At 46.9% G+C, this 7036-nt stretch carries 6 protein-coding genes; 3 read left to right on the forward strand and 3 right to left on the reverse strand.

The window, feature by feature from the left end:
* Nucleotides 1-180: 180 nt before the first annotated feature.
* Entirely contained in the window at nucleotides 181-651 is a 471-nt protein-coding gene (locus E5S67_RS30345) for a tetratricopeptide repeat protein (RefSeq protein WP_172192967.1), read from the reverse strand.
* 76 nt (nucleotides 652-727) lie between these two features.
* On the opposite strand from E5S67_RS30345, the gene E5S67_RS30350 reads away from it, so the two are divergent.
* Both E5S67_RS30350 and E5S67_RS30355 read left to right on the forward strand, forming a co-directional pair.
* Entirely contained in the window at nucleotides 728-2068 is a 1341-nt protein-coding gene (locus E5S67_RS30350; RefSeq protein WP_172192969.1) for a glycosyltransferase family 4 protein, read from the forward strand.
* Between the two features lie 37 nt (nucleotides 2069-2105).
* A complete protein-coding gene (locus E5S67_RS30355) occupies nucleotides 2106-4025 on the forward strand; it encodes a hypothetical protein (RefSeq protein ID WP_172192971.1) in 1920 nt (639 codons plus the stop codon).
* A 300-nt stretch (nucleotides 4026-4325) separates the two neighbouring features.
* Here E5S67_RS30355 and E5S67_RS30360 read toward each other — a convergent pair whose 3' ends face one another.
* Nucleotides 4326-4472 (reverse strand): hypothetical protein, encoded by a 147-nt coding sequence (locus tag E5S67_RS30360; RefSeq protein ID WP_172192973.1) that lies wholly within the window; start codon nucleotides 4470-4472, stop codon nucleotides 4326-4328.
* A gap of 319 nt (nucleotides 4473-4791) precedes the next feature.
* The gene (upp, locus tag E5S67_RS30365) at nucleotides 4792-5427 is read right to left on the reverse strand and encodes a uracil phosphoribosyltransferase (RefSeq protein WP_172192975.1); all 636 of its coding nucleotides are present in this window, start codon (nucleotides 5425-5427) and stop codon (nucleotides 4792-4794) included.
* Between the two features lie 607 nt (nucleotides 5428-6034).
* Here upp and E5S67_RS30370 point away from each other — a divergent pair.
* The gene (locus E5S67_RS30370; RefSeq protein ID WP_172192977.1) at nucleotides 6035-6607 is read left to right on the forward strand and encodes a DUF4360 domain-containing protein; all 573 of its coding nucleotides are present in this window, start codon (nucleotides 6035-6037) and stop codon (nucleotides 6605-6607) included.
* The last annotated feature ends 429 nt before the right edge of the window (nucleotides 6608-7036 follow it).

The raw sequence follows: 7036 nt of genomic DNA on the forward strand, positions 1-7036 counted from the left end.
CCGATTTTTTTGGGGACATCTCAATTCCTACTTAGATTAACGTCCTCATTATACATGATTTATGATTTACAAATCATTTGCGCTCGCTATAGATAACTAAAGCCTTCTCTCCTAGATAACTAAAGCCTTCTTCCTTCTTCCTTCTTCCTTCTTCCTTCTTCCTTCACTCCACAGTTGATTTTAACTCAAACGAGCTGTACATTCGAGAATTAACTTTTGATTCACCAAAGCAAAGGGTTGAATTTCCAAAGCGCGGCGAAAAGCTTGAATAGCATTTATGTATTCTCCCAAGGCAGCGTAGCACAAACCCAGACCGTGCAGCGCTCCAAAATGAACCGGGTTCAGTTTGAGGACGGTTTCGCAGTCCTGGATCGACTTTATATAATTTCCTTGGGTATAGTGAAGTACGGCGCGCCGGTTCCAAGCTTCAGCAAAATCAGGCGCTTCGGAGATCAGTTGTGTCAGCAAATCCAAAGCTTGGGGAACATCGCCTGCATCTATCGAAAGTTGCGATCGCCTGAGAATTTGCATCCCATACTCACCCTTCTGGTTAAACCAAGTGCGCCAGAGTTCTGTAGTTGCCCGATCGCGCACGCTTTCGTCGGGCTTTTTCAAGTCTTCGAGCAGCGCCTTGACAGATAATTCGTCCATAGGTGCGAGGATTGTTAAAAAGGTTTTATCAATCAATTTTATAGCGCAAGCGGCAACTTTATTTATCCCACATCCCATGAAGATTTTGATGCTTTCCTCGACTTTTCCCTATCCGCCAAGCCGCGGAGGAACTCAGGTAAGGACGTTTAATTTATTGCAATACTTGAGCCAGCGGCATGATGTAATTCTCGGCACTGTGCGATCGCCCGATGTCACCGACGCACAAATCGACGCATTGCGCCAGCAAGTTGCAGAATTGGCAGTTTTTCCCAACCCGCAAGTACCCCCCCAACCCCCACTTGTCAAAAGGGGGCTAACTCTGCACCAGGGGCTTGAGGAGGGCTTCTTTCCTCCCCCCAATAAGGGGGGGACTGAGGGGGGGTTCTCTGAAATAATAGGAAAATTCCACAGATTCAGTCGATTTTTGCAGTCGGGAACACCTCCCAACGTACTCTCAAGCTACTCGCAAGCAATGCAGAATTGGGCAGACGAATTGGTAACAGCAGGCAAATGCGATGCTGTCACCTGCGAACACAGCGTTAACGAGATTTACGTGCGTCCAGAATGGCGACAAAAAGTGCTGACAGTGGCAAACGTTCACAGTTCCGTTTGGGGAACTTGCAGGGAAATGTTAGCAACCGGCACCTCCGAAAAACCTCTGCGCGATCGACTGAATTTACCGCTACTCGCCCGCTACGAAAAACGCTACTGTTCCAAATTTTCCCGCATAGTCGCGACAACATCCACAGACAGAGAGCAACTCCTAGAATTGCTTTCGCCTCCGGTTCAGGTGCGAGGAAAACAAGATTTTTTTGTACCTCCCATTGATGTAATTCCTAACGGCGTGGATTTAACTCAATTTCCGTACCGATCGATCGATCCGGGAGGACACACCTTAATTTTTGCAGGCGCAATGAACAATTTGCCCAATATTGACGCGGCGAGGTTTCTGAGTTTGCAAATACTGCCGCCTTTGCAGCAGCGCTATCCCGATGCTACCCTCACCTTAGTAGGGGCTTCGCCAGTCCCGGAAGTGCTCGCCTTGGGGAAACTTCCGGGAATTCAAGTAGTAGGCCGGGTGCAAAGGGTGGCAGAATATTTGCATCAGGTTGCTGTTTGTGTGGTGCCGATGCGGATTGGTTTTGGAATTAAAAATAAAACTTTGGAGGCGATGGCGGCGGGAACCCCCGTGGTTGCTAGCGATCGAGGTTTGGAGGGTTTAGCCGTCGATGGCGGCCCACAACTGATAAGGGCCTTGCGGGCCAACAAAGTTCAGGAGTATGTTGAGGCGATTACGAGTTTGTTTGAAAATCAGCAGCTAAGACAGGATATCTCTGCCAGTGCGCGATCGCTGGTTGAAAGCCACTACACCTGGGATATCATAGGTCGGCAGTACGATCGGCTATTGCAATTTTAAACTCTAAATTCTAAAATCTAAATTCTAAAATGGGACGATGGAACACAAAATTAACCCCTCAAAAAATCGAGCCAAACCCCCAGAAAATAGCAAAGTTGCTCCTCCTCCGACAAGACGCCGCCGCCAAACCCGGCGCCCCAAAAATCTTAAAGAGTCCCAGATTCCAATACCTACTCCCCGATCTCGCGCCAGATATCCCTGGAAAAGACTGGTAACTAATTTGACAGCCCTCAGCGTCTTGTGTGGCTGTGCAGCTTTGATGGGAGGCGGCGCTTGGCTGAGTTATCAGCTAATTGTCGATCCCAACGGTAACAAGTTGATCTCTCAGTTTGTGCCGGAATGGTCGCGTCTGCCTACAGGTAGCAGAGATTCCATCCAAACTCTCGATCAAATCAAAGCCAGCGTCCGCAAATTGGGATTCGTAACCGGAGAACCCCTCCCGCTTCCCGTCGCTCAATCTGGCGATAACTATATTTCCGATTTGCTATTGCCGGTGATGGTAGAAAGAACTGTTAAGGCTTCTACTGTTTGCAAAAATCCTTGCCGTCAAATTGTCGAACTTCGGGTGTACAAGCGGGTGCAGTTTGCCGATCGCAGTTCCGATAAAGAGCAGTATTTTCAGCTAGCCAGTTCTATGAATGTAGAAGGCCCTGCGGAATCTTTTGTCATGGCTTCTTTAGCTGACTTTACATCTGACAATCAAGCCTCCAATCAGTCGTTACCCCTAACAGAACTGCGCCGCTTTGACGGAAAGCCCCCCGCCTCGGGCATCTGGTTTAATGTCAGCGGTAAACTAATGCGGGGCGACAAGAAAATTCCCTACGGACAAGTCGTTCGCTACAACCCCAGCCAAAATCATTTAATCTCGCTGTTGGATTGGGCGAGTGCGGCCGGACAACCGCCGAATTGGCAGCAAATTGTTAAGGGTTCAAATCCGCAGTTGGCGATCGACCAAACAGTTGGTTTAGAGCCGCAATTTACCCTTTATCAAATTGGCCCGCGCAAATTTTTGCCGAACCCAGTTCAGTTAACGGCGATTTCTTTAGAAGAGTTTGCCTTCAATGACGAGACTTACAAAAATGGGCTGCGACTGGCGAAAAGCGGGCTGTGGTCTCCAGCATTAAATGTCATGCGTGTGGCGAAGGGGAAAGCAGGCAAAAATTGGCCCGCTGTCGCGCAAGCTCAGCTAGAAACGATCGAATTTCACGCTAAAATTACTCGGGCTCAGGCGATCGCATCTTGGGCCAGTCCCGGTCAACAAGTTCTCGCAGAATTGATCGACGGCCGCTGGACCGAAGCTTTGCAAGTATTTGAAGCCGATCCGAGCAACAGTCACGAAATTGCCACAACCCTCAAAAATGACGGCGGGCGGATCTGGAACCGCATAGACGCCGCCTTGAGAGTGAATGCCGCTGACGCCGATGTCAAGGCTTGGGGTGCCCTGATTGTAGCGTCTCAAGACGGAACTCGCGAGGCGATGAATTGGCTCGACCAGCAATCAGATACTGACAGCGAAACAAGAAGTCGAATTCGGAATTTGGTCAACAAACTTGAGGAAGCAGTTTCTCAGGCTGAAAATCTAGAAGACCACAAAAGTCAAATTATGGGTTCTGCTACTTTAATTAGCAGTGTCAATCCCGCGGAGTGGCTGGAACCAGAACCGAACAACGAGTTAAAATTGGCGGGAGAACAAGTTTGGTATCAGGTGCAAGTAGCGAGTTTTTACGACGGTAGCCGTTGGGTTAATTCGCCCTTTTCAGATGTAGAAGTGCGCTCTTTTCCTGCTACTCAAGTCAAGTGGCTCTGGGGGCGGCTGGGCTTGCAGGCTGACCCCAAGATTAAGATTGAGGTAGCGATGGCTAACGGTCAACAAAGAGTTGCTGTGGGAACGGTGAAAGCAGTGCAGATTCAAGACGGAAGTCTGCGCTTGCTGGCGGCGGTTGACAAGCGATCGTGATCTGGCAGAAAGCATTCGGCAGAGAAAACAGCCCCGAACCTAATCTCGACACCAAGAAACCGGGTTTTTTTACCGTTTCTGCCGATTGCAACAGAAGTATTTTCGTAAAAAAACCCGGTTTCCTGCCACCCATGCGTCCAAAACTAGAAAGAAGGAAAATGCTTTCTTCTCCGCCTCCCGCAACTCCGAAAGAGGCGCAATCTCAAAACTCTTCCCCTCCCCGTTATCGCTCTCGGACAACAATGCAGACAAAAATTTTGTTAATTTAATTAACACAACTTGCGCAAAAACCCAGAGATGTCAAATCGCGCCCTTTTTAGAGAGTGCTGCAATCATCTGCCGTTTCACGGCTTTAGCCCAAAGCTCAAACTCCAAACTGTTGATATTGTTAATTTTCACTTCCTCAACAGGCTGAGGTTGGGCTTTTTTCTGTGCTGTAGTCTCCATTCTTTTTTCCTCGTCCAAAGATTGTTAATAGTCGAGCGCAAACGATGAGCATCATATATCTATTTTATGAACAAATTCCTGCGATTAATTACACTAAAGGCAGAGAATTCCCCCATAAAATGCAGTAAATACATTGAGATAATGCAATTTACGAATTTAATGTTAAAAAATCCTACAACCCTTGCTATATATAGGCTTTTCCTGACATTAAAATCTTACAATTTACATTGCCTGACACTATCAAAGCAATAGTTATGTTAGTAAACTTATTTTTCAATGGATGTATTGACATATACAGCAGATAATAATTTAAGTGAATTCACATAGTGCCGTAAAGCCGATCGCCCGCATCTCCGAGTCCCGGTACAATATAGCCGTGCTCGTCCAAACGCTCGTCAACAGCAGCCGTATAAATCTGCACGTCAGGGTGCTGTTCGTGAAAGTGCTTAAGTCCCTCCGGTGCCGCCAGCAAGCACAAAAATTTAATAGACTTCGGATTAACTTCTTTCAGCCTATCCACTGCCGCGACTGCTGAATTACCAGTAGCCAGCATCGGATCGACAACTAAAACATCTCGCTGTTCGATATCCTGTGGAACTTTGAAATAATATTCGATCGCCATCCGAGTTGTCGGATCGCGGTACAAACCAATATGTCCTACCCTCGCGGACGGAATCAGTTCTAAAATACTATCTAAAAGTCCCTGGCCGGCGCGCATAATCGAAATAATGACCATGTTCTTTTCCGCAGCCAGCATCGGTGCATTCATTTTGGCGATCGGCGTTTCTATTTGTTCGTATTTTAGCGGCAAATCTCGCGTCACTTCATAAGCTAGCAGCATCCCAATCTCTTTCAGCAGTTGGCGAAATTTCGCCGTGCTCGTTTGAGTTTGCCGCATTAGAGTTAACTTGTGCTGTATCAAAGGATGGTCGATGACAGTAACTTTAGCACTCATTTTTTTGAACAATTAATTTGCTTTATTCTAACTTATCAGTCATCGAACCCTTCTTGACGCAAAAAACCCCGGTTTATAGCCGCCCCTGCGTCCAAAACTACTTATATCAAACCCGTATAGAAAACACGAATACCGAGGGAATAAAATTCGCTTCTACACTTATCTTTTTTCCGCGCAGCGCGACACTAAGTATGCGACGTTTGAAAATACACAAATATGTCATTTTCTCGTTTCCTCTCCTTCGGGCCCTCTTCCTGGGAACGCATATCCGGGGCCAAAAGCCTCCCGACTGGTCTCGCTCGCTGTCTCGCGCTCCGTCCAAGCCTGTTAACACAGATCCGGAGTTTTCCACGGAAATCTTCCGGAACTTTTAGGAGCAGACATGAATCTTAGAAAGTATCAGCAGAAAACCTATTTTTTCGATTAATTCACTAATCAAAAAAACCTGAAGAGGAACTGCACATGAGGTCATAAGCTTGGCTTGACTGGCTTTTCATCTTTTCACATGAAGGCGTCCATATCCAACTTTAAAGAAGCTTATCTAAATTTAGCTTCAATTTTTTAGGGTGCTCCTAACACACAACTTAACTTATTAAGGAGAACATCCATGAAGTTTGTAAAACAATTGCTAGCTACGGCATTAATGACTGCTTCTATCAGCCCCGCCTTTGCTAATCCGGCAGTTCAAATTTTAGGTGCAAGCTACGGCGGTAGCGGTTGCCCAGATCGCTCCGCCAGCGTCAGCGTCAGCCCCGACGGTCAAGAACTCACCATCCTATTTGACAAGTTTGCAGCCCTGGGAAATGTCTCAACAGAAAGCCGGAAAAGCTGCAATCTGAGCATTCCCATCAAAGTACCCCAAGGCTACCAAATTTCTATCTACGATGCTGATTATCGCGGCTACGTTGCTCCTAAAACCACAGGCAACCTGCGAGCAGAATACTTTTTCGCTGGAGCCCGCGGCCCAGTTTTTAATCGGAATTTGAGCGGCGAAACTAACTACAATGTTCGAGATAGCTTAGCCACTGTAGCTAATGTTTGGTCTCGCTGCGGCGACAGTGTAAATATGCGAGTAAATGCTGCGATGACCGCCCGCGGTGCCGGCCTGGCCACCGTTGACTCCTTCGATTTGGCTCATCGCGGTTTAGTTTATCACGTCAAATATCGCACTTGCCGCTAAGCAGCTTGTGAGGAGTGTAGTGTGAGGAATAGTTTTCAGGTTGGAATGTTGAATTTTGAGTTTTAAGTTGGAAGAGTGGATAATTTTCCCTCTTCCTTCTTGCTTCTTCCCTCTTGCTTCTTCCCTTTTCCTTCTTCCTGGCATCGGTTACATCTGATATCTTGCACCATTCTCAGCAACAGGCAAGATGCCTGTTCCACAAGAAAATTTATATTTTGTGGAACAGGCATCTTGCCTGTTCATAAAAGGCTAATTGAGAATGGTGCAACATATGAGTTACATCCGTTACATCCGTTATAGAATCCGTTGCCGAACTTCCCTCTTGCTTCTTCCCTTTTCGGCGTTGCTGAGTTAGAGTATGAATAGGAGGAATAATTTATGCAATGCCCAGAATGTAAATCAACCCATATCCGTAAAAACGGCAAGAAG

Source organism: Microcoleus asticus IPMA8, from assembly GCF_013179805.1.
GTDB lineage: Bacteria > Cyanobacteriota > Cyanobacteriia > Cyanobacteriales > Microcoleaceae > Microcoleus > Microcoleus asticus.

What these genes read in the sequence shown, in the direction of transcription:
- E5S67_RS30350 (WP_172192969.1), top strand. Translation starts at nt 728, where the DNA reads ATGAAGATTTTGATGCTTTCCTCGACTTTTCCCTATCCGCCAAGCCGC.
- E5S67_RS30370 (WP_172192977.1), top strand. Translation starts at nt 6,035, where the DNA reads ATGAAGTTTGTAAAACAATTGCTAGCTACGGCATTAATGACTGCTTCT.
- upp (WP_172192975.1), bottom strand. Translation starts at nt 5,427, where the DNA reads ATGAGTGCTAAAGTTACTGTCATCGACCATCCTTTGATACAGCACAAG.
- E5S67_RS30355 (WP_172192971.1), top strand. Translation starts at nt 2,106, where the DNA reads ATGGAACACAAAATTAACCCCTCAAAAAATCGAGCCAAACCCCCAGAA.
- E5S67_RS30360 (WP_172192973.1), bottom strand. Translation starts at nt 4,472, where the DNA reads ATGGAGACTACAGCACAGAAAAAAGCCCAACCTCAGCCTGTTGAGGAA.
- E5S67_RS30345 (WP_172192967.1), bottom strand. Translation starts at nt 651, where the DNA reads ATGGACGAATTATCTGTCAAGGCGCTGCTCGAAGACTTGAAAAAGCCC.